This is a genomic window from Enterobacter cloacae complex sp. P12RS (genome assembly GCF_014895875.1).
Lineage (GTDB): Bacteria > Pseudomonadota > Gammaproteobacteria > Enterobacterales > Enterobacteriaceae > Enterobacter > Enterobacter bugandensis.
Genome location: NZ_JADBQO010000045.1, coordinates 1 through 22,006 on the forward strand (window position 1 = coordinate 1; position 22,006 = coordinate 22,006).

Below are 22,006 nucleotides of genomic sequence, written 5' to 3' on the forward strand. Positions count from 1 at the left end.
ATATTTATATGGTAAAAATTTTCATCTTTTAATGGGGGGATGAAAAAATGATGCAAATATTCAGTGGCGCTTCGTCGGGTGGATGTTTTGAAAAAGCGCAGCGCTTTGGCAAATCCTTTATGTTGCCTATCGCCGTATTGCCCGCGGCGGGTCTGCTGCTCGGTATCGGCGGGGCGTTATCGAACCCCAATACGCTGGCGGCCTATCCGTTTTTAGATGTGAGCTGGCTGCAGGCCATTTTCACCATCATGAGCAGTGCGGGTTCGATTGTGTTTGCGAACCTCTCGGTGCTGTTTGCGGTTGGGGTGGCCGTCGGGCTGGCAAAAAACGATAAGGGCACGGCGGGGCTGGCAGCGCTACTCGCGTTTCTGGTGATGAACGCCACCATCAACGCGCTGCTGATCCTCACCGGCAAACTGGCGCACGAGAACCCGGGCGCTGTAGGGCAGGGCATGACGCTGGGTATTCAGACGCTGGAAACCGGGGTGTTTGGCGGCGTGGTGATTGGTCTCGTGACCTGCGCGCTGCATCATCGGTTTAACAAGATAGCGCTTCCGCAGTTCCTGGGCTTTTTTGGCGGCTCGCGCTTTGTCCCGATTATCAGCTCGCTGGCGGCGATACTCGTTGGCGCGATCATGACCGTGGTCTGGCCGCATTTCCAGAAGCTTATTTTTGGTCTGGGCGGGCTGGTGGATGCCACCGGTTATCTTGGCACGCTGCTGTACGGCTTTATTTTGCGCATGCTTGGCCCGTTTGGTCTGCACCACATCTTCTATCTGCCGTTCTGGACCACCGCGCTCGGCGGCAGCGAGATCGTCAACGGCCACCTGGTTGAGGGCACGCAGCGGATCTTCTTCGCTCAGCTCGCCGACCCGAACACGCAGCATTTCTATGAAGGCACGTCACGCTTCATGTCCGGGCGCTTTATCACGATGATGTTTGGCCTGCTCGGTGCCTGCCTGGCGATGTACCACATGGCGAAACCGGAGAACAAAAAGCGCGTTGCCGGGCTGCTGCTCTCCGCGGCGTTAACCTCATTCCTGACGGGAATTACCGAGCCCATCGAGTTCTCCTTCCTGTTCATTGCGCCGGTGCTCTACGTCATTCACGCGCTGTTTGACGGGCTGGCGTTTATGCTCGCGCACATGCTGCACATCACCATCGGGCAGACCTTCTCCGGTGGTTTTATTGACTTCGTGCTGTTCGGCATATTGCAGGGGGAGGCCAAAACCAACTGGATGTTCGTTCCGCTGGTCGGCGTGCCGTGGTTCTTCCTCTACTACTTCACTTTCCGCTACCTGATTAACCGCTTTGATTTCGCCACGCCGGGCCGTGAAAAGGAGGCGATGGTTGATGGCGTCAGCCTGCCGCAAAGCGAGCGCGCTGCGGCGGTGATCGCCGGGTTGGGCGGAAAAGACAATCTGGAAGAGGTGGACTGCTGCGCCACGCGGCTTCGCGTGACGGTCAAAGACGGCAGCAAAGTGAATGACGCGGCGCTGAAAGCCACCGGCGCGCGCGGCGTTATCGTGCGCGGTAACGGTGTACAGGTCATTTATGGCCCGCACGTCACGATTATCAAAAACGAAGTGGAAGAGATTTTATCGTAATGAAAAATGTACTGGATAACCTGAAGGGAAAACTGGTCGTCTCCTGTCAGGCGCTGGAAAACGAACCGCTGCACAGCCCGTTTATCATGTCGCGAATGGCGCTGGCGGCGGCACAGGGCGGAGCCTTCGCCATTCGCGCCAACAGCGTGGTGGATATCGAGGCCATTAAACAGCAGGTGTCTTTACCGGTTATCGGCATCATCAAACGGGACTATCCAGGGAGCGAAGTATTTATCACCGCTACGATGAAAGAGGTGGATGAGCTCATGGCCGTCTCTCCGGAAATCATTGCCCTTGATGCGACGGCGCGGGAACGTCCTGGCGGTGAATCCCTGGAAACACTGGTCACGGCCATCCGCTCACGTTACCCCTCGGTACTGCTGATGGCAGATATTTCCACCGTAGACGAAGCCGTGACGGCGCAGACGCTTGGCTTTGACTGCGTCGGTACCACGCTGTACGGCTATACGGCGGAAACGGCAGGCCATACGCTTCCGGAGAATGACTGTGCGTTCCTGAAAGCGGTGCTGGCGGCCGTGACGGTCCCCGTGGTTGCCGAAGGCAACGTGGATACGCCCGAGCGCGCGGCCCGATGTCTGGCGCTGGGCGCGCATACGGTCGTTGTCGGCGGGGCGATCACCCGCCCACAGCAAATTACCGCGCGCTTTATGGCGGCGATTAGCGCGCAAAGCACCGATGGAGCATGACCATCCGACGGGGATCTGCGATACTTATCGTTTATCCCCTTTACTGAGATGACTATGCAGTACCCGATTAACGAGATGTTCCAGACCCTGCAAGGCGAGGGTTACTTTACCGGCGTTCCCGCTATCTTTATTCGTTTACAGGGATGCCCGGTTGGCTGTGCCTGGTGTGATACCAAACATACGTGGGATAAGCTCGCAGATCGGGAAGTGTCGCTGTTTAGCATTCTGGCGAAAACCAAAGAGAGCGATAAGTGGGGCGCGGGCAGTGCAGAAGACTTGCTGGCCATAATTGGTCGCCAGGGCTGGACGGCTCGCCACGTCGTCATCACCGGCGGCGAACCCTGCATTCACGATCTGACGCCGCTGACCGAGCTGCTCGAAAAGAACGGCTACAGCTGCCAGATTGAGACCAGCGGCACCCATGAAGTGCGCTGCTCGCACACCACCTGGGTGACGGTATCGCCAAAAGTGAATATGCGTGGCGGGTATGACGTGCTGTCTCAGGCGCTGGAGCGCGCGGATGAAATTAAGCATCCGGTAGGACGCGTACGTGATATCGAAGCGCTGGATGAACTGCTGGCAACGCTGACGGATGAGAAGCAGCGGGTAATCGCCCTGCAGCCGATCAGCCAGAAAGAGGATGCGACGCGCCTGTGCATTGAAACCTGCATTGCGCGCAACTGGCGCCTGTCGATGCAGACGCACAAGTATCTGAATATTGCCTAGAAAAAAGCCCGGTTTTGCCGGGCTTTTTTTTACTCTCCGCGATACACGCAGCCTGCCGTGCAGGTTTCTTTGATCATCACCGCGCTCAGCAGCGGTACCAGCGGCTTCATCTGATCCCAGATCCATTTTGCCAGCACTTCGCTGGTCGGGTTTTCCAGACCCGGAATATCGTTGAGATAGTAGTGATCCAGACGATCGTAGGTCGGCTTAAACGCGGCCTTCAGCTCGGCAAAGTCCATGATCCAACCGGTATGCGGATCAACTTCACCGGTGATCTCAAGACGCACCATAAACGAATGCCCGTGCAGGCGGCCGCATTTATGTCCTGCAGGAACGTGCGGAAGGTGGTGGGCGGCTTCGAAGGTGAAATCTTTAAACAGTGTGGTGGACATGATCGCTCTCAGTAATGCGGAAAAAACCGCCGCATAGTACCGGAAAGCACAATTTTTAGCATTAACTAAAACGGCTCTGAACGGTGAACGCCCGGTATTCAGGGTGATTATTGGTTTTTATTCTTTTATTTCAAATGGTTATTCAATCGTTTTTATCGCTAAGAACGATAACTAAAACAGGTTAGTCCATTTGGTTATTTATTATTTCCATCCCTTCTTTAATTGTTATTATCCACGCCGTTAACCTTATCTTCAGTTTGGATTTATTCGCTTAAAGTCCGCTTGGCTACTGGAACATAACGACGCATGACAACACAGGCCCCACCTTCAAATTTGCTTCCCCTTAACCCGGAGCAACTGGCGCGCCTTCAGGCTGCCACCTCTGATTTTTCTCCCACTCAGCTTGCCTGGGTCTCCGGTTATTTCTGGGGAATGCTCAACCAGCAGCCTGGCGCTGTGGCTGGCGCACCGGCAACGGCCGTGGAAATTCCTGCCATTACGCTGATTAGCGCCTCGCAGACGGGCAACGCCCGCCGCGTGGCCGAAGCGCTGCGTGATGATCTGCTGGCCGCCAAACTGAACGTGAACCTGGTCAACGCCGGGGATTATAAATTCAAACAAATCGCGTCAGAAAAACTGCTGGTGATGGTCGCCTCGACCCAGGGTGAAGGTGAACCCGCTGAAGAAGCGGTGGCGCTGCATAAGTTCCTGTTCTCGAAAAAAGCGCCGAAGCTGAACGGCACGGCGTTTGCCGTCTTTGGCCTGGGCGATACCTCCTATGAATTCTTCTGCCAGTCCGGTAAAGACTTCGACAGCAAGCTGGCGGAGCTGGGCGCGGAGCGCCTGCTGGACCGCGTGGACGCGGATGTGGAATACCAGACTGCCGCCGCTGAATGGCGTGCGCGCATCGTTGAGGTATTGAAAGCCCGCGTCCCGAAAGAGACGCCAGCACAGGCCGCGGTGACCGCTGCGGGCACCGTCAATGAGATCCACACCAGCCCGTACACCAAAGAGTCGCCGCTGACGGCGAGCCTGTCGGTGAACCAGAAAATTACGGGCCGCGACTCGGAAAAAGACGTGCGCCATATTGAAATCGATCTTGGCGACTCCGGCCTGCGCTATCAGCCTGGCGATGCACTGGGCGTCTGGTATCAGAACGATCCGGCGCTGGTGAAAGAGCTGGTGGAACTGCTGTGGCTGAAGGGTGACGAGCCCGTCACCGTTGACGGCAAAACCCAGCCACTTTCAGAGGCGCTGCAGTGGCATTTCGAGCTGACGGTGAACACTCCGAATATCGTCGAGAATTATGCCACCCTAACGCGCAGCGAATCCCTGCTGCCGCTGGTGGGCGACAAAGCGAAGCTGCAGCATTACGCCGCGACGACGCCGATTGTCGATATGGTGCGTTTCTCTCCGGCACAGCTGGATGCCGATGCGCTGATCGGTCTGCTGCGTCCGCTGACCCCACGCCTGTACTCTATCGCCTCTTCCCAGGCGGAAGTGGAAAGCGAAGTTCACGTTACCGTCGGCGTGGTGCGCTACGACATCGAAGGCCGCGCCCGCGCGGGTGGGGCATCAAGCTTCCTGGCGGACCGCGTGGAAGAAGAGGGCGAGGTGCGCGTCTTTATCGAGCACAACGACAACTTCCGCCTGCCGGCGAACCCGGAAACTCCGGTGATCATGATTGGCCCGGGCACCGGCATCGCGCCGTTCCGCGCCTTTATGCAGCAGCGTGCCGCGGACGACGCGCCGGGTAAAAACTGGCTGTTCTTCGGCAACCCGCACTTTACCGAAGATTTCCTCTACCAGGTTGAGTGGCAGCGCTACGTCAAAGAGGGCGTACTGACCCGCATTGATCTGGCCTGGTCCCGCGATCAGAAAGAAAAAGTATACGTACAAGACAAACTGCGCGAACAGGGCGCAGAGCTGTGGCGCTGGATCAATGACGGTGCCCACATTTATGTCTGCGGCGACGCCAATCGCATGGCGAAAGACGTTGAGCAGGCACTGCTGGAAGTGATTGCCGAATTCGGCGGTATGGATGCCGAAGCGGCGGATGAATTTTTAAGTGAGCTGCGCGTTGAGCGCCGTTATCAGCGAGATGTCTACTAATGAGCGAAAAACATCCAGGGCCACTGGTGGTCGAAGGTAAACTGACAGACGCCGAGCGCATGAAGCTGGAAAGCAACTATCTGCGCGGCACCATTGCTGAAGATCTAAATGACGGCCTGACCGGCGGTTTCAAAGGCGACAACTTCCTGCTGATCCGTTTCCACGGCATGTATCAGCAGGACGACCGCGATATACGCGCCGAGCGTGCAGAACAGAAGCTGGAGCCGCGTCACGCGATGCTGCTGCGCTGCCGTCTGCCGGGCGGGGTGATTACCACCAAACAGTGGCAGGCGATCGACAAGTTTGCCGGTGAAAACACGATCTACGGCAGCATCCGCCTGACCAACCGTCAGACCTTCCAGTTCCACGGGATTCTGAAGAAGAACGTGAAGCCGGTGCACCAGATGCTGCACTCCGTGGGTCTGGACGCGCTGGCGACCGCCAACGACATGAACCGTAACGTGCTCTGCACCTCGAACCCGTACGAGTCCGAGCTGCACGCCGAAGCGTATGAGTGGGCGAAGAAAATTTCCGAGCACCTGCTGCCGCGTACCCGCGCCTATGCGGAGATCTGGCTCGATCAGGAAAAAGTCGCCACCACCGACGAAGAACCGATCCTCGGTCAGACCTACCTGCCGCGTAAGTTCAAAACCACGGTGGTGATCCCGCCGCAGAACGACATCGATCTGCACGCCAACGACATGAACTTCGTGGCGATTGCCGAAAACGGCAAGCTGATTGGCTTTAACCTGCTGGTGGGCGGCGGCCTGTCTATTGAGCACGGTAACAAGAAAACCTACGCCCGCACCGCGAGCGAGTTCGGCTTCCTGCCGCTGGAGCACACGCTGGCCGTGGCGGAAGCGGTAGTGACCACCCAGCGCGACTGGGGCAACCGTACCGACCGTAAAAACGCGAAAACCAAGTACACTCTGGAGCGCGTGGGCGTTGAAACGTTCAAAGAGGAAGTGGAGCGTCGTGCGGGGATCAAATTTGAGCCGATCCGCCCTTACGAATTCACCGGTCGCGGCGATCGCATCGGCTGGGTGAAAGGCATCGACAATAACTGGCACCTGACGCTGTTCATTGAAAATGGCCGTATTCTGGATTATCCGGGCCGCCCGCTGAAAACCGGTCTGCTGGAAATCGCGAAGATCCACAAAGGCGAGTTCCGTATCACCGCTAACCAGAACCTGATCGTCGCCAGCGTGCCGGAAAGCGAAAAGGCGAAAATTGAGGAACTGGCGCGCGAGCATGGGTTGATGAATGCGGTGAAGCCACAGCGTGAAAACTCGATGGCCTGCGTGTCGTTCCCGACCTGTCCGCTGGCGATGGCCGAAGCCGAGCGTTTCCTGCCGTCATTCACCGACAAAGTGGAAGCGATTCTGGAAAAACACGGCATTCCGGACGAGCATATTGTTATGCGCGTGACGGGCTGCCCGAACGGCTGCGGTCGCGCGATGCTGGCCGAGCTGGGGCTGGTGGGGAAAGCGCCGGGTCGCTACAACCTGCACCTGGGCGGTAACCGTATCGGCACGCGTATTCCACGTATGTTCCGCGAGAACATCACCGAGCCGGAAATTCTTGATTCCATCGACGAGCTTGTCGGGCGCTGGGCGAAAGAGCGCGAAGCGGGTGAAGGCTTCGGCGACTTTACGGTGCGTGCGGGCATCATTCGCCCGGTGCTCGATCCCGCCAGGGATTTCTGGGAGTAACCACGAGAGGTAATTATGTCCGTACTCGATCTAAACGCCCTTAATGACCTGCCAAAAGTCGAACACATTCTGGCCCTGGCAGAAACTAACGCTCACCTTGAAAAGCTGGACGCCGAAGGGCGCGTGGCGTGGGCGCTGGAAAACCTGCCGGGAGAGTATGTGCTCTCGTCGAGCTTTGGTATTCAGGCGGCTGTGAGCCTGCATCTGGTGAATCAGATCCGTCCGGACATACCGGTGATCCTCACCGATACCGGCTACCTGTTCCCGGAAACCTACCAGTTTATCGACGAGCTGACGGACAAGCTCAGGCTGAACCTTAAAGTCTACCGCGCAACGGAAAGCGCGGCCTGGCAGGAGGCGCGCTACGGCAAGCTGTGGGAGCAGGGCGTTGAGGGCATTGAGAAATACAATGAGATCAACAAAGTTGAGCCGATGAACCGGGCGCTGAAAGAGCTGAACGCCCAAACGTGGTTTGCCGGCCTGCGCCGCGAGCAGTCCGGGAGCCGCGCAACCTTACCGGTACTGGCGGTACAGCGCGGCGTATTCAAAGTGCTACCGATTATCGACTGGGATAACCGCACGGTGTATCAGTACCTGCAAAAACACGGACTCAAGTACCATCCGCTGTGGGACCAGGGCTACCTGTCCGTGGGCGACACCCACACCACGCGCAAATGGGAACCGGGAATGGCGGAAGAAGAGACGCGATTCTTCGGGCTGAAGCGCGAGTGCGGGCTGCACGAAGGGTAATGTTTTTTCGCCCGGTGGCGCTGCGCTTACCGGGCTTAACGACATCAGGCTTTGCCCGCTTTCGCCAGCTCCTTCACCAGCGGCAGCATCACTTTCACGACATCCCGGCTGCGGTGCTCAATCCGCTGCGGCAGCGTTTTATCAATGTGCTGCTGATTATCCAGCCGCACATCATGCCAACTGGTCCCGTCCGGGAACGCTTTCGATTTAGCGCGCTGCTGATAGCCATCCTTTTTGCCCAGCGCCCAGTTCGTCGCCTCGACGTACAACACCGGAATGCCTGCCTTATCAAACACTTCCCCGTCGTTACAACAGCCAGTGCCTTTTGGATAATCCGGGTTACCGCCTGGGTTTGTTGCGGCATAGACGCCATGCCTACGGGCAAGCGCCAGCGCGCGGTCGCGGGTGAGTTTACGCACGCTGCTCGGCGTGCTCTGTCCACTATTAAAATAGAGCTTATCGCCCACGATCAGGTTATCGAGGTTAATCACCAGCAGCGTATTTTTCTTCTCCTCAGCGCTCATCCGTTTAAGGAGATTCTCAGCGCCGAGTTTTCCTTCTTCTTCGCCGCTGGTCGCCACAAAGCGAATACCGTATTTCGTCGGAATATTTTTAAGGCGTTCAGCCAGTTCAAGCATCACGCCGAGACCCGCTGCGTTATCGTCCATGCCCTGCAGCGTCAGTCCCCCGAGGTTATTATCAATATCGGCGTCGCTCATTGGCGCATAGGTATCCAGGTGCGCCATGATAATAATCTGCTCAGCCGCTTTCCCCTCATGCGCCGCAATCACCGTGCTGCCGGTCACGTTATGCCAGTTTTGCGTTTTATTGCGTGAGGTATAGATGTAGCGGCTGTGAAACGAGCGTATGTCACTCTGGTAGCCCATCTGTGCAAACTGCTGGCGAATATAGTCGGCGGAGAGCATCTCCGCGGGTGAACCGGTCATGCGGCCAGGGAAAACCGTCGCAATATGTCGCGCCTGCATAGTGGCGATTTCACCATAAGGTTGATTTTTTGCCTGAGCCGGAAGGATAAAGCAAACGCCGAGCGCCAGGGCAGCAATACGGTGGCGCGTTGCGGAAAACATAGTGAGTCCTTAAAAACAGAGCAAAATAATAACGTGCATAGTATGAAACTGTGATCGTCCATACACAATTTGAATTGCTCTTAAATGCCCGAAATTTCGCGTGTTAAGCATTTTTTGGTATTTGCTTTTTCACGGCGTTATTCCATTGAGTAACTACTCATTCCAATTCGTAATTTCATTCGATCTAAGCCGCCCCCTATAGTCCCTCTATTCCTCGTTGTTAGTGAGTTGTTGCCTGTGGACTATCTGCCCCTTTTTGCCGCCTTAAAAGACCGACCGGTACTGGTTGTCGGCACGGGAGAAATTGCCGATCGCAAAATCGCGTTTTTGCAGCGCGCAGGGGCACAGGTGCGGGTTGTTGAAGAGGCGGATTTCGACGAGTCACAGATCGACAGCGTGGTGCTGGTGATTGCGGCGACTGAAAATCGGGAACTTAACCGGCGGGTCTCCGACGCGGCCCAGGCCCGTTACCGTCTGGTGAACGTGGTGGACGACCAGCCTTTATGCTCGTTTATCTTCCCGTCGATCGTTGACCGCTCGCCGCTGCTGGTGGCGATCTCCTCCGGCGGCACCGCGCCGGTGCTGGCGCGCGTGCTGCGGGAAAAGATCGAAGCGCTGCTGCCGACCAGCCTCGGGCGCATGGCGGAGAAAGCCAGCTACTGGCGCAACCATTTAAAAAACCGCCTGACCAGCGTGACGGAACGCCGTCGCTTCTGGGAGCGCGTATTTCGCGGCCGCTTTGCCAGCCTGATGCAGGCGGGCAATGAGACGGCGGCGCAGAAAATTCTCGAAGACGAACTGGATAACCCCGGCAGTACGGGCGGGGAAATTATTCTGGTGGGAGCCGGGCCGGGGGATGCCGGTTTGCTGACGCTGCGCGGCCTGCAGGTTTTGCAGGATGCGGACGTGGTGTTCTACGACCACCTGGTCACCGATGGCGTGCGCGAGCTGATCCGTCGCGATGCGGAGCAAATCTGCGTCGGCAAACGGGCGGGGGAACACTCCGTGCCGCAGCACGATACCAACCAGATGCTGATTGCCGCCGCGAAAGCGGGCAAAACCGTGGTGCGCCTGAAAGGGGGCGACCCGTTCATTTTCGGTCGCGGCGGTGAAGAACTGCAGGCGGCAGCTGAGGCGGGTGTACCGTTCCAGGTGGTGCCCGGCATCACGGCGGCGTCAGCCGTGACGGCCTACGCCGGCATTCCGCTGACCCATCGCGATTACGCCCAGAGCGTCACTTTTGTGACCGGGCACTACAAGGCCGACAGCACGCCGTTCGACTGGTCGCACCTCGCCCAGAGCCGACAAACGCTGGCGATATACATGGGCACGATGAAGGCTGCGGACATCAGCGAACAGCTTATTCAGCACGGTCGCGAGGCGACGACGCCCGTTGCCGTCATTTCTCGCGGTACGCGTGTCGATCAGCATGTCGCTATCGGCACATTACAAGACCTTGCAACCCTGGCGAAAGACGCCCCGATGCCTGCCCTGATCGTGGTGGGAGAGGTGGTGCAACTGCACAGCACCCTCGCCTGGTTCCAACACACAACCGATACAGAAGGCTTTGGTTCTTCTGTTGTAAATTTGGCTTAAGGAACGGTTATGGACCAAAAACGACTTACTCACCTGCGGCAGCTCGAAGCGGAAAGTATCCATATTATCCGCGAAGTGGCCGCCGAGTTCTCTAACCCGGTGATGATGTACTCCATCGGTAAAGATTCCAGCGTCATGCTGCACCTGGCGCGTAAAGCGTTTTATCCGGGCACGCTGCCGTTCCCGCTGCTGCACGTGGATACCGGCTGGAAATTCCGCGAAATGTACGAATTCCGCGACCGTACCGCCAAAGCCTACGGCTGCGAGCTGCTGGTGCACAAAAATCCGGAAGGGGTGGCGATGGGCATTAACCCGTTCGTCCACGGCAGCGCCAAGCATACCGACATCATGAAAACCGAAGGGCTGAAGCAGGCGCTGAACAAGTACGGTTTTGACGCGGCCTTCGGCGGCGCGCGGCGTGACGAAGAAAAATCCCGCGCCAAAGAGCGTATCTACTCCTTCCGCGACCGCTTCCATCGCTGGGATCCGAAAAACCAGCGCCCGGAGCTGTGGCATAACTACAACGGCCAGATCAACAAGGGCGAAAGCATTCGTGTCTTCCCGCTCTCTAACTGGACCGAGCTGGATATCTGGCAGTACATCTATCTGGAAAACATCGAGATTGTTCCGCTGTACCTGGCCGCCGAGCGCCCGGTGCTGGAGCGCGACGGCATGCTGATGATGATTGACGACGATCGTATCGACCTGCAGCCGGGTGAAGTGATCAAAAAACAGATGGTCCGTTTCCGTACCCTCGGCTGCTGGCCGCTGACCGGCGCGGTGGAATCGAACGCGCAGACGCTGCCGGAGATCATCGAAGAGATGCTGGTGTCCACCACCAGCGAGCGACAGGGGCGCGTGATTGACCGCGACCAGGCCGGCTCCATGGAGCTGAAGAAACGTCAGGGTTATTTCTAAGGAGCCGCCATGAACACCACTATTGCTCAACAAATTGCCAACGAAGGCGGCGTGGAAGCGTATCTGCACGCCCAACAACATAAAAGCCTGCTGCGCTTTCTGACCTGCGGCAGCGTGGATGACGGGAAAAGTACCCTGATTGGCCGCCTGCTGCACGACACGCGCCAGATTTATGAAGATCAGCTCTCTTCCCTGCATAACGACAGCAAGCGTCACGGCACCCAGGGCGAAAAACTTGACCTGGCGCTGCTGGTGGACGGCCTGCAGGCGGAGCGCGAGCAGGGCATCACTATTGACGTGGCCTACCGCTATTTCTCCACCGAGAAGCGCAAGTTTATTATTGCCGACACCCCGGGCCACGAGCAGTACACCCGCAATATGGCGACCGGCGCATCCACCTGCGATCTGGCGATCCTGCTGATGGACGCCCGTAAAGGCGTGCTGGATCAAACCCGTCGCCACAGCTTTATCTCCACTTTGCTGGGGATCAAGCACCTGGTGGTGGCGGTCAACAAGATGGATCTGGTGAACTTCAGCGAAGAAAAATTCGAGGAGATCCGCCAGAGCTACCTGACCTTTGCCGAACAGCTGCCGGGCAACCTGGATATTCGCTTTGTGCCGCTCTCGGCGCTGGAAGGGGATAACGTCGCCTCCCAGAGCGCAAACATGCCGTGGTACAGCGGCCCGACGCTGCTGGAAGTGCTCGAAACCGTTGAAATTCATCGCGTGGTCGACACTCAGCCAATGCGCTTCCCGGTGCAGTACGTGAACCGTCCAAACCTCGATTTCCGCGGCTTCTCCGGCACTATTGCTTCCGGTTCCGTGAAGGTGGGGCAGCGCGTGAAGGTGCTGCCATCCGGCGTGGAGTCGGCAATCGCTCGCATCGTGACGTTCGACGGCGACCTGCAGGAAGCCGGGGCAGGGGAAGCGGTCACGCTGGTGCTGAAAGACGAAATTGATATCAGCCGCGGTGACCTGCTGGTCGACGCGCAGGAGACGCTGGCGGCGGTGCAGGGCGCGTCCGTGGACGTGGTGTGGATGGCCGAACAGCCGCTGACCGCAGGCCAGAGCTACGACATCAAAATTGCTGGCAAGAAAACCCGCGCCCGCGTGGACGGCATTCAGTTCCAGGTGGACATCAACAACCTGACCCACCGTGACGTGAGCGAGCTGCCGCTGAATGGTATTGGCCTGGTGGATCTGACCTTCGACGAGCCGCTGGTGCTGGATCCGTATCAGCAGAACCCGGTGACGGGCGGGCTGATCTTTATTGACCGCCTGACCAACGTTACCGTCGGTGCTGGCATGGTGCGCGAGCCTAACGCGCAGGTGAGCGTGACCTCTGAGTTCAGCGCGTTTGAGCTGGAGCTGAACGCGCTGGTGCGTAAGCACTTCCCGCACTGGGGCGCCCGCGATCTGCTGGGAGGCAAGTAATGGCCGCCCATGATGAGAACGTCGTCTGGCATCCTCATCCGGTCACCGTCGCCCAGCGCGAACAGCTTCACGGCCACCGTGGGGTGGTGCTGTGGTTTACCGGGCTGTCTGGCTCCGGTAAATCCACGGTGGCGGGCGCGCTGGAAGAGGCGCTGCATCAGCAGGGAGTAAGTACCTACCTGCTGGATGGCGACAACGTGCGTCACGGCCTGTGCAGCGATTTGGGGTTCAGCGACGACGACCGCAAAGAGAACATTCGCCGGGTAGGTGAAGTCGCCAGCCTGATGGCAGACGCCGGGCTGGTGGTGCTGACGGCGTTTATCTCGCCGCACCGCGCCGAGCGCCAGATGGTGCGCGAGCGCGTGGGTCAGGATCGCTTTATCGAAGTGTTTGTCGATACGCCGCTGGAGATCTGCGAAGCGCGCGATCCGAAAGGGCTGTACAAAAAAGCGCGTGCCGGCGAGCTGCGAAACTTCACCGGAATTGACTCGGTTTACGAAGCGCCTGAATCGCCTGAGATTCACCTGGAAGGTCAACAATTGGTAACAAATTTAGTAAGCCAATTATTAGACCTGCTCAGACGGGACGATATTATCAGATCCTGAGGCGGTATCGTTCGGGAGCTGTCTTCCCGAACGATGAGTCACGGTCACAGGATTAGCTATGCGCAACAGTGAAAACTACATTATCACCACCGGGTCGGAACCGTTAACCACCGACAATGAGACGACCTGGTCCTTCCCTGGGGCGATAGTCGGCTTTGCGTCGTGGTTACTGGCGCTGGGTATCCCGTTTTTGATCTACGGTGGTAACACCCTTTTCTTCTTTCTCTACACCTGGCCCTTCTTCCTGGCGCTGATGCCCGTTGCGGTCGTTGTCGGGGTTGCGCTGCACTCCCTTTTCAACGGCAAGCTCCTGTACAGTACGGTTATCACGATTGCCACCGTTGTCGTCATCTTTGGCCTGCTGTTTTTATGGCTGATGGGCTAACTTGCGACATAATTAAAACCCCGCAGTAGAGTCGAACGGAAAGTTATGGGATGATGATGCCGTTTTTTCAGGGGGCAGGATGGGTAAACTAACGCTGCTGTTGCTGGCTTTGCTGGTCTGGCTGCAATATTCGTTGTGGTTCGGTAAGAACGGGCTGCACGACTACAGCCGGGTGAGCGATGACGTCGCGGCTCAGCAGGCAACAAATGCCAAACTTAAGGCGCGTAACGATCAACTCTTTGCTGAAATTGATGACCTCAATGGCGGCCAGGAGGCGATTGAGGAGCGCGCACGCAATGAACTCAGTATGACTAAGCCGGGCGAAACCTTTTATCGTCTGGTTCCGGATGCGTCTAAACGCAATCAGGGCTCAGCACAAAACAATCGATAATCAGGCCCAGGATTACGACATGGCAGCAACTTTTTCGGACGTATGTGCCGTGGTGCCGGCCGCAGGTTTTGGCCGGCGCATGCAGACAGAATGTCCCAAGCAGTACCTCTCAATTGGCGATAAAACGATCCTTGAGCACGCCGTGGCGGCGCTGCTGGCGCACCCGCGGGTGACGCACGTGGTCATCGCCATCAGTCCCGGCGATGCCCGCTTTGCGCAGCTGCCGCTGGCAAACCACCCACAGATTACCGTAGTTGATGGCGGCGCCGAGCGCGCCGATTCCGTGCTGGCGGGCATTCAGGCTGCCGGAAGCGCCCAGTGGGTGCTGGTCCATGACGCGGCACGTCCGTGCCTGCATCAGGACGACCTGGCACGCCTGCTGGCGCTGAGCGAAACCAGTAAAGTGGGCGGCATTCTGGCCGCGCCGGTGCGCGACACCATGAAGCGTGCCGAGCCGGGCAAGCGTGCCATCGCCCACACCGTTGAGCGCGTCGACTTATGGCACGCGCTGACGCCGCAATTTTTCCCCCGCGAACTGCTCCACGACTGCTTAACGCGTGCCCTTAATGAAGGCGCGACCATCACGGACGAAGCCTCCGCGCTGGAGTATTGCGGTTTTCACCCCACGCTTGTTGAAGGGCGCGCTGATAATATAAAAGTGACGCGCCCGGAAGATTTACAGCTCGCGGAATTTTATCTTACCCGTTCGACCCATCAGGAGAAGGCATAATGCGAATTGGACACGGTTTTGATGTACACGCCTTTGGCGGAGAAGGCCCAATTATCATTGGCGGCGTACGTATTCCTTACGAAAAAGGGCTGCTGGCGCATTCTGATGGCGACGTGGCGCTGCATGCGCTAACCGACGCGCTGCTCGGCGCTGCCGCGCTGGGTGATATCGGCAAGCTGTTCCCGGACACCGACCCGGCCTTTAAAGGGGCGGACAGCCGCGAACTGCTGCGCGAAGCGTGGCGCCGTATTCAGGCGAAAGGTTACACACTCGGCAACGTCGACGTGACGATTATTGCCCAGGCCCCGAAAATGCTGCCGCACATTCCGCAGATGCGCGTATTTATCGCTGAAGATCTGGGCTGCCATATGGACGACGTCAACGTCAAAGCCACCACCACGGAGAAGCTGGGCTTTACCGGTCGTGGCGAAGGGATTGCCTGTGAAGCCGTGGCGCTGCTGGTGAAGGCGGCAAAATGACGGACTTCGATAACCTGACATACCTGCACGGTAAGCCGCAGGGGAACGGGGTGCTGAAAGCCAGCCCGGAAGATTTCCTCGTGGTTGAGGATCTGGGCTTTGAACCCGATGGCGAAGGCGAACATATCCTGGTGCGTATTCTGAAAAACGGCTGCAACACCCGCTTTGTGGCCGACGCGCTGGCAAAATTCCTCAAAATTCACGCCCGGGAAGTGAGCTTTGCCGGGCAGAAAGATAAACACGCTGTCACCGAGCAGTGGCTCTGCGCCCGCGTGCCCGGCAATGCGATGCCTGATTTAAGCAAATTTGAGCTTGAAGGCTGTAAGGTGCTGGAGTACGCCCGCCACAAGCGCAAGCTGCGCCTGGGGGCGTTGAAAGGCAACGCGTTTACGCTGGTGCTGCGCGAAGTGACTAACCGTGAAGACGTTGAAAAGCGCCTGAATGCCATCAATGAACGCGGCGTTCCGAACTACTTTGGCGCGCAGCGCTTTGGCATTGGCGGCAGCAACCTGCAGGGCGCGCTGCGCTGGGCGCAAAGCGATGTGCCGGTGCGCGACAGGAATAAACGCAGTTTTTGGTTGTCGGCGGCCCGCAGCGCGTTGTTTAATCAGATTGTGAGCGAAAGGCTGAAAAAACCGGACGCGAATCAAGTTGTTGTTGGCGATGCGCTACAATTAGCGGGACGCGGAAGCTGGTTTGTGGCAACGGCCGAAGAAATGGCCGATGTGCAGTCGCGCGTGGATGCCAAAGCGCTGATGATTACCGCAGCTTTGCCGGGCTCAGGCGACTGGGGCACCCAGGGCGACGCGTTGAGCGCTGAGCACTCCGCCGTGGCGGATGCGCCGGAATTACAATCCTTGCTGGTGCGGGAAAAAGTCGAAGCAGCGCGCCGCGCGATGCTGCTCTATCCGCAGCAGTTAAGCTGGAACTGGTGGGATGACGTGACCGTCGAGTTACGCTTCTGGCTGCCGGCAGGTAGCTTTGCCACCAGTGTTGTCAGGGAACTAATCAACACCTCGGGTGATTATGCGAATATTGCTGAGTAACGATGACGGGATCCACGCGCCGGGCATTCAGACCCTGGCGAAGCACCTCCGTGAATTTGCGGATGTGCAGGTTGTGGCCCCCGATCGTAACCGCAGTGGAGCGTCTAACTCACTGACGCTGGAGTCGTCGCTTCGCACCTTTACCTTTGAAAATGGCGATATTGCCGTGCAGATGGGCACGCCGACGGACTGCGTGTTTCTGGGCGTGAACGCGCTGATGCGCCCGCGTCCGGATATCGTCGTCTCCGGCATTAACGCCGGGCCGAACCTCGGCGATGACGTGATTTACTCCGGAACGGTAGCGGCGGCAATGGAAGGGCGCCATCTGGGGTTCCCGGCGCTGGCGGTCTCGTTAAACGGCCACACGCACTACGATACCGCCGCCGCGGTGACCTGCTCGATCCTGCGGGCGCTCGGCCGCGAGCCGCTGCGTACCGGGCGCATTCTCAATATCAACGTGCCGGATCTTCCTCTTAATGAAATTAAGGGCATTCGCGTTACGCGCTGCGGAAGCCGGCATCCGGCCGATCAGGTGATCCCGCAGCAGGATCCTCGCGGCAACACGCTGTATTGGATCGGGCCTCCCGGCGATAAGTGCGATGCGGGTCCGGACACCGACTTTGCCGCCGTGGATGATGGCTATGTCTCGGTCACTCCGCTGCACGTAGATTTAACCGCTTATAGCGCGCATGATGTGGTGTCGGGCTGGCTGGATCGCGCAGGAGTGAACGCGCAATGGTAAGCAAACGTGTACAAACTCTTCTGGAACAACTTCGCGCACAGGGGATCCGCGACGAGCACGTGCTTGAAGCGCTCGCTCAGGTCCCGCGTGAGAAATTTGTAGACGAGGCGTTTGAACACAAAGCGTGGGAAAACGTAGCGCTGCCCATCGGGCAAGGCCAGACGATTTCGCAGCCTTATATGGTGGCGCGGATGACGGAGCTGCTGGAGCTCACGCCCGACTCACGCGTGCTGGAGATTGGCACCGGGTCGGGGTATCAGACCGCCATCCTGGCGCATCTGGTACACCATGTCTGTTCCGTAGAACGGATCAAAGGTTTGCAATGGCAGGCGCGTCGTCGCCTGAAACAACTTGATTTACATAATGTTTCGACACGACACGGTGATGGATGGCAGGGTTGGCAGGCTCGCGCCCCGTTTGACGCTATCATCGTGACGGCGGCTCCGCCTGAAATTCCCGCTGCGCTCTTGTCGCAGCTGGATGAGGGGGGCATTCTTGTTCTGCCCGTCGGGGACGAGCAGCAGCTATTGAAGCGCGTTCGTCTGCGCGGCGGCGAGTATATTATCGACACCGTGGAAGCCGTGCGCTTTGTGCCTCTGGTAAAGGGGGAGTTGGCCTGAGACTCGGATTTATCCAGGGTTATTAAGGCAAATTCAGCGTATGGTGTGGCGCGAAAGATTCGTGTCATCACGGTAAATTTTAAGTCACTGGTAGTTAACACATTCCTGGGGGATAAATGAGCGCGGGAAGCCCTAAATTCACCATCAGCCGTGTTGCGGCATTATCACTGGTTTCGCTCTGGCTGGCAGGCTGTACAAGTTCCAACAACGCGCCTGCGCCCGTCAGTTCCGTCGGGGGAAACAGCGGCTCCGGTAACACGTCCAGCGGAATGTTGATCACGCCTCCGCCTAAAATGGGTACTGCTGCGCCGCAGCAAACACCACAAATTCAGCCTGTGCAACATCCTGTTACACAGCCAACGCAGATTCAGCCAGTTGAACAGCCTGTTCAGACCCAAAATGGCCGCATAGTCTATAACCGCCAGTATGGGAACATTCCGAAAGGCAGCTATACCGGCGGCAGCACCTATACCGTGAAGCGCGGCGATACGCTGTTCTACATTGCCTGGATCACCGGGAACGATTTCCGTGACCTCGCGCAGCGCAATAACGTCCAGGCCCCGTATGCTCTGGAAGTTGGCCAAACACTCCAGGTGGGCAACGCAACGGGTACGCCACTGACGCCTGGCAATACGGTTTCAGCGGCCGATGTGACGGCTCAAAATAACAGCGTTAAGCCTGCACAAAAATCCACCACGGTGGTTGCTTCACAACCTGTAATTACGTATTCTGAGGATTCAGGTGATCAGACTGCTAACAAAATGTTGCCGAATAATAAAGGGACTGCGACTGTTGTCACAGCACCGACCACGGCACCTGTGGTTAGCTCTACTGAACCGACTGCAAGCAGTCAGAATGCCAGTTCGTCCATCACCGCATGGCGCTGGCCAACCGACGGCAAGATTATCGAGAACTTCGCAACCTCTGAGGGTGGGAACAAAGGGATCGATATCGCAGGCAGTAAAGGACAGGCTATCATCGCGACCGCAGACGGACGCGTTGTGTATGCCGGTAATGCGCTGCGCGGTTACGGTAATCTGATTATCATCAAACATAACGATGATTACCTGAGTGCCTACGCCCATAACGACACAATGCTGGTCCGGGAACAACAAGAAGTTAAGGCGGGGCAAAAAATCGCTACCATGGGTAGCACCGGAACCAGTTCTACACGCTTGCATTTTGAAATTCGTTACAAGGGGAAATCCGTAAACCCGCTGCAGTACTTGCCGCAGCGATAAATTGACGGGGCATGCCAGCCAGGGTGTCTCGTTCAGGGATCACGGGTAGGAGCCACCTTATGAGTCAGAATACGCTGAAAGTTCATGATTTAAATGAAGACGCGGAATTTGATGAGAACGGAGCAGAGGCTTTTGACGAAAAAGCCTTAGTAGAAGAGGAACCCAGTGATAACGATTTGGCTGAAGAAGAGCTGTTATCGCAGGGCGCCACACAGCGTGTACTGGACGCGACTCAGCTTTACCTTGGGGAGATTGGTTACTCTCCACTGCTAACGGCCGAAGAAGAAGTCTATTTCGCACGTCGTGCTTTGCGTGGTGATGTTGCCTCGCGTCGTCGCATGATCGAAAGTAACCTGCGACTGGTCGTGAAAATTGCCCGCCGTTACGGCAATCGTGGTCTGGCTCTGCTGGATCTGATTGAAGAGGGCAACTTAGGTCTCATCCGCGCAGTTGAGAAGTTTGACCCGGAACGCGGGTTCCGTTTCTCAACCTACGCGACCTGGTGGATTCGTCAGACCATCGAACGGGCTATTATGAACCAGACCCGTACGATCCGACTGCCGATCCACATCGTCAAAGAGTTGAACGTCTATCTGCGTACCGCGCGCGAGTTGTCCCATAAACTGGACCACGAGCCAAGCGCAGAAGAAATTGCCGAACAACTCGACAAACCGGTTGATGACGTAAGCCGTATGCTGCGTCTCAACGAGCGCATTACCTCGGTTGACACCCCGCTGGGTGGCGACTCCGAAAAAGCGCTGCTGGACATCCTGGCCGATGAAAAAGACAACGGCCCGGAAGACACCACGCAGGACGATGACATGAAGCAGAGCATCGTCAAATGGCTGTTCGAACTGAACGCCAAACAGCGTGAAGTGCTGGCACGTCGTTTCGGTTTACTGGGGTATGAAGCTGCGACACTGGAAGACGTCGGCCGCGAAATTGGCCTGACCCGTGAACGTGTTCGTCAGATTCAGGTAGAAGGTCTGCGCCGCCTGCGTGAAATCCTGCAGGGGCAAGGTCTGAATATCGAAGCGCTTTTCCGCGAATAAGCATCCTTTCGTCAAAAAAGGCCCGTCGTGAGACGGGCCTTTTTCTTTTGTGCTACGGCCTGGCCGTTTCGTGCAGCAGACGCCATGTAATCCCGCCGCCTTCCTGATTAAGCACCGCGGTTGACCAGCGCACGTTGACGGGCTGGTCCGGCCGGGTTTGCGTCTCCCGGTAGTGCAGTACCGCGCCACGATCCCAGCGCTCGATCGTGGATAATTCGTCAATGACGATCTTCAGTCCGGGGCGGCTACCTCGCTGACTGTGCAGAAAGTCCACAAGGCCGTGATAGTCGATATGAACGCCACCCGGTGGGATCATCAGAAAATCTGGCTGGAAACGGGCGAGCAGGGCGTCGAAGTCGCCTTCGCCTTTGCCTAACCAGTTTTCAAGCGCAATGTGGAGATCGATAATGTCGTGTTCAAAAGGCGTCATGAATTCTCCTGTCGCAGCTGGGCGAGCACCTGCGTATTGTTAAGTCGGAAAACGTACAGTACAGGCAATAGGGTCATGCCTGCGGCAAAAAGAAACATTCCGTGCCATGCGGCAAGCGGCGCCAGATAACTCTGCGCCAGACTCAGCACCTCTGCCAGCAGCAGGGCTCCGGCAAAAAAGCTCAACTGACGATTGAGATTCCACAGCGCGCTGGCATCCGGCATCTCTTCCCGGCGCGTTGTCAGAAAAGCGCTGCTCTGAGCGGTACTGCTGCACAGGCTGCCCCCCGCGCCCATCAGGGTAAACGCAACGACAGGTAGCAGCGTGGCCGAACTGACGTTAAGCAAAAGCAGAATGCCCGTCGCCTGCAGCAGGCAGCCGATAACAATCAGCGGCTGTGGGCCGATACGGTTAAAATAGCGTCCCGTCGCCGTGATGGCGATAAACGATGCCACGGACCACGGCAGCATGAGCATACCAGTTGCGGCTGGACTCATGTTCGCCTCGTGCTGAAGATAAAACATGCCCGTAACGTTCACCCCGATAAATACGCCAGGAACGCATACATAGACAAGCATGGCAAAACGCAAAAGCGGGTCCGCGAGCAACCGCAGGTTGAGCAGCCTGGCCGCTTTCATCGCGGGTATTTCATGTTTAAGCCACAGGCAGGCCAACACAAAGGTCACGATGGCCACCGGAAGCGTCGCGAAAAATATCCACCGCCAGCTTAGCATCTGCACCAGCAGGCCCCCAATAGCGGGGGAGCAGGCGGGAGCAAGCAGCGCGACCAGCATGACCGCCGAGGAGAGTCTGGCTCGCTCGTGAGGCTGAAACAGTTGCCAGGTCAGCGCCTGTCCGACGGGGATCAGTAAGCCACCGCCCACGCCCTGCAGCACGCGCCAGGCGATCAGACTTTCCAGCGTTGCAGACAAGCCTGCCGCAGCAGAAGCCGCGCTGAACATAAAAAGCGAGATCAGGATGACCCGTTTTGGTCCGAAACGGCGCGTGAGCATGCTGCTGAACGGGATCGCTAGCGTCAGGCCGGCAATGTACCCGTTACTGACCCAGGCAAGCGCTGAAGGCGTGGCGTTAAGAGCTTGCGCCATAGCCGGAAAAGCGACGCTGGCAATAAACATGTTGATCAAATCAAGAAAAAAGCCCAGCAGATAGACAGCGGCGACTTTGCTGCGATACGTCATGGTGGATCCTCCCGTGAGGTGGCGTATCGTATCGACCCCGGAAG

At 57.5% G+C, this 22,006-nt stretch carries 23 protein-coding genes; 19 read left to right on the forward strand and 4 right to left on the reverse strand.

What is annotated here, in order from left to right:
- Positions 1–47 precede the first annotated feature (47 nt).
- Genes IM284_RS20020 through queE form a run of 3 tightly spaced genes read left to right on the forward strand, consistent with a single transcriptional unit; the run spans position 48 to position 3,040 of the window.
- Positions 48–1,607 (forward strand): PTS transporter subunit EIIC, encoded by a 1,560-nt coding sequence (locus IM284_RS20020; RefSeq protein WP_047367480.1) that lies wholly within the window; start codon positions 48–50, stop codon positions 1,605–1,607.
- Complete coding sequence (locus tag IM284_RS20025; protein ID WP_045261276.1) at positions 1,607–2,314, forward strand: N-acetylmannosamine-6-phosphate 2-epimerase; 708 nt, start codon at positions 1,607–1,609, stop codon at positions 2,312–2,314. Before IM284_RS20020 ends, IM284_RS20025 begins: the two co-directional genes overlap by 1 nt.
- A 54-nt stretch (positions 2,315–2,368) precedes the next feature.
- Entirely contained in the window at positions 2,369–3,040 is a 672-nt protein-coding gene (gene queE / locus IM284_RS20030) for a 7-carboxy-7-deazaguanine synthase QueE (protein WP_028014249.1), read from the forward strand.
- A gap of 29 nt (positions 3,041–3,069) precedes the next feature.
- On the opposite strand, the gene queD is transcribed toward queE, so the two are convergent.
- Entirely contained in the window at positions 3,070–3,432 is a 363-nt protein-coding gene (queD, locus tag IM284_RS20035; protein ID WP_003862700.1) for a 6-carboxytetrahydropterin synthase QueD, read from the reverse strand.
- Positions 3,433–3,738: 306 nt separating this feature from the next.
- Here queD and cysJ point away from each other — a divergent pair, with 306 nt between their 5' ends.
- Genes cysJ through cysH form a run of 3 tightly spaced genes read left to right on the forward strand, consistent with a single transcriptional unit; the run spans position 3,739 to position 8,006 of the window.
- On the forward strand, positions 3,739–5,544 hold the full coding sequence (gene cysJ / locus IM284_RS20040; protein WP_041908421.1) for an NADPH-dependent assimilatory sulfite reductase flavoprotein subunit: 1,806 nt from the start codon (positions 3,739–3,741) through the stop codon (positions 5,542–5,544).
- On the forward strand, positions 5,544–7,256 hold the full coding sequence (cysI, locus tag IM284_RS20045) for an assimilatory sulfite reductase (NADPH) hemoprotein subunit (protein ID WP_045261277.1): 1,713 nt from the start codon (positions 5,544–5,546) through the stop codon (positions 7,254–7,256). The genes cysJ and cysI overlap by 1 nt, the downstream gene beginning before the upstream one ends.
- A gap of 15 nt (positions 7,257–7,271) precedes the next feature.
- Positions 7,272–8,006: a phosphoadenosine phosphosulfate reductase gene (cysH, locus tag IM284_RS20050; protein ID WP_047367481.1), complete on the forward strand. Its 735-nt coding sequence runs from the start codon at positions 7,272–7,274 to the stop codon at positions 8,004–8,006.
- A gap of 44 nt (positions 8,007–8,050) precedes the next feature.
- On the opposite strand, the gene IM284_RS20055 is transcribed toward cysH, so the two are convergent.
- Positions 8,051–9,094, reverse strand: coding sequence for an aminopeptidase (locus tag IM284_RS20055; protein WP_047367482.1), 1,044 nt, complete (start codon positions 9,092–9,094; stop codon positions 8,051–8,053).
- Positions 9,095–9,340: 246 nt separating this feature from the next.
- Here IM284_RS20055 and cysG point away from each other — a divergent pair, with 246 nt between their 5' ends.
- From cysG to rpoS, 13 genes are all read left to right on the forward strand, one after another.
- The gene (gene cysG, locus IM284_RS20060) at positions 9,341–10,690 is read left to right on the forward strand and encodes a siroheme synthase CysG (RefSeq protein ID WP_162269371.1); all 1,350 of its coding nucleotides are present in this window, start codon (positions 9,341–9,343) and stop codon (positions 10,688–10,690) included.
- 9 nt (positions 10,691–10,699) lie between these two features.
- Positions 10,700–11,608, forward strand: coding sequence for a sulfate adenylyltransferase subunit CysD (gene cysD / locus IM284_RS20065; protein ID WP_008499613.1), 909 nt, complete (start codon positions 10,700–10,702; stop codon positions 11,606–11,608).
- A 9-nt stretch (positions 11,609–11,617) separates the two neighbouring features.
- The gene (cysN, locus tag IM284_RS20070; protein ID WP_047367484.1) at positions 11,618–13,042 is read left to right on the forward strand and encodes a sulfate adenylyltransferase subunit CysN; all 1,425 of its coding nucleotides are present in this window, start codon (positions 11,618–11,620) and stop codon (positions 13,040–13,042) included.
- Complete coding sequence (cysC, locus tag IM284_RS20075; protein WP_028014242.1) at positions 13,042–13,647, forward strand: adenylyl-sulfate kinase; 606 nt, start codon at positions 13,042–13,044, stop codon at positions 13,645–13,647. The genes cysN and cysC overlap by 1 nt, the downstream gene beginning before the upstream one ends.
- 58 nt (positions 13,648–13,705) lie before the next feature.
- A complete protein-coding gene (locus IM284_RS20080) occupies positions 13,706–14,032 on the forward strand; it encodes a DUF3561 family protein (protein WP_028014241.1) in 327 nt (108 codons plus the stop codon).
- 79 nt (positions 14,033–14,111) lie between these two features.
- Entirely contained in the window at positions 14,112–14,423 is a 312-nt protein-coding gene (ftsB, locus tag IM284_RS20085) for a cell division protein FtsB (RefSeq protein ID WP_003862095.1), read from the forward strand.
- Between the two features lie 19 nt (positions 14,424–14,442).
- Entirely contained in the window at positions 14,443–15,153 is a 711-nt protein-coding gene (ispD, locus tag IM284_RS20090) for a 2-C-methyl-D-erythritol 4-phosphate cytidylyltransferase (RefSeq protein WP_028014240.1), read from the forward strand.
- Positions 15,153–15,632, forward strand: a complete 480-nt coding sequence (gene ispF, locus IM284_RS20095; RefSeq protein WP_006811766.1) for a 2-C-methyl-D-erythritol 2,4-cyclodiphosphate synthase — start codon at positions 15,153–15,155, stop codon at positions 15,630–15,632. The genes ispD and ispF overlap by 1 nt, the downstream gene beginning before the upstream one ends.
- On the forward strand, positions 15,629–16,678 hold the full coding sequence (truD, locus tag IM284_RS20100; protein WP_047367485.1) for a tRNA pseudouridine(13) synthase TruD: 1,050 nt from the start codon (positions 15,629–15,631) through the stop codon (positions 16,676–16,678). The genes ispF and truD overlap by 4 nt, the downstream gene beginning before the upstream one ends.
- The gene (gene surE / locus IM284_RS20105) at positions 16,659–17,420 is read left to right on the forward strand and encodes a 5'/3'-nucleotidase SurE (RefSeq protein ID WP_041908434.1); all 762 of its coding nucleotides are present in this window, start codon (positions 16,659–16,661) and stop codon (positions 17,418–17,420) included. Before truD ends, surE begins: the two co-directional genes overlap by 20 nt.
- On the forward strand, positions 17,414–18,040 hold the full coding sequence (locus tag IM284_RS20110; RefSeq protein WP_047367486.1) for a protein-L-isoaspartate(D-aspartate) O-methyltransferase: 627 nt from the start codon (positions 17,414–17,416) through the stop codon (positions 18,038–18,040). The genes surE and IM284_RS20110 overlap by 7 nt, the downstream gene beginning before the upstream one ends.
- A gap of 116 nt (positions 18,041–18,156) precedes the next feature.
- Entirely contained in the window at positions 18,157–19,281 is a 1,125-nt protein-coding gene (nlpD, locus tag IM284_RS20115; protein WP_041908436.1) for a murein hydrolase activator NlpD, read from the forward strand.
- Positions 19,282–19,340: 59 nt separating this feature from the next.
- Positions 19,341–20,333: an RNA polymerase sigma factor RpoS gene (gene rpoS / locus IM284_RS20120; protein ID WP_013098493.1), complete on the forward strand. Its 993-nt coding sequence runs from the start codon at positions 19,341–19,343 to the stop codon at positions 20,331–20,333.
- Positions 20,334–20,385: 52 nt separating this feature from the next.
- Here rpoS and IM284_RS20125 read toward each other — a convergent pair whose 3' ends face one another.
- Together IM284_RS20125 and IM284_RS20130 are read right to left on the reverse strand one after the other, a co-directional pair.
- Positions 20,386–20,763 (reverse strand): DUF4440 domain-containing protein, encoded by a 378-nt coding sequence (locus IM284_RS20125; RefSeq protein ID WP_047367487.1) that lies wholly within the window; start codon positions 20,761–20,763, stop codon positions 20,386–20,388.
- Positions 20,760–21,962 (reverse strand): MFS transporter, encoded by a 1,203-nt coding sequence (locus IM284_RS20130; protein WP_047367488.1) that lies wholly within the window; start codon positions 21,960–21,962, stop codon positions 20,760–20,762. Before IM284_RS20130 ends, IM284_RS20125 begins: the two co-directional genes overlap by 4 nt.
- Between the last annotated feature and the right edge of the window lie 44 nt (positions 21,963–22,006).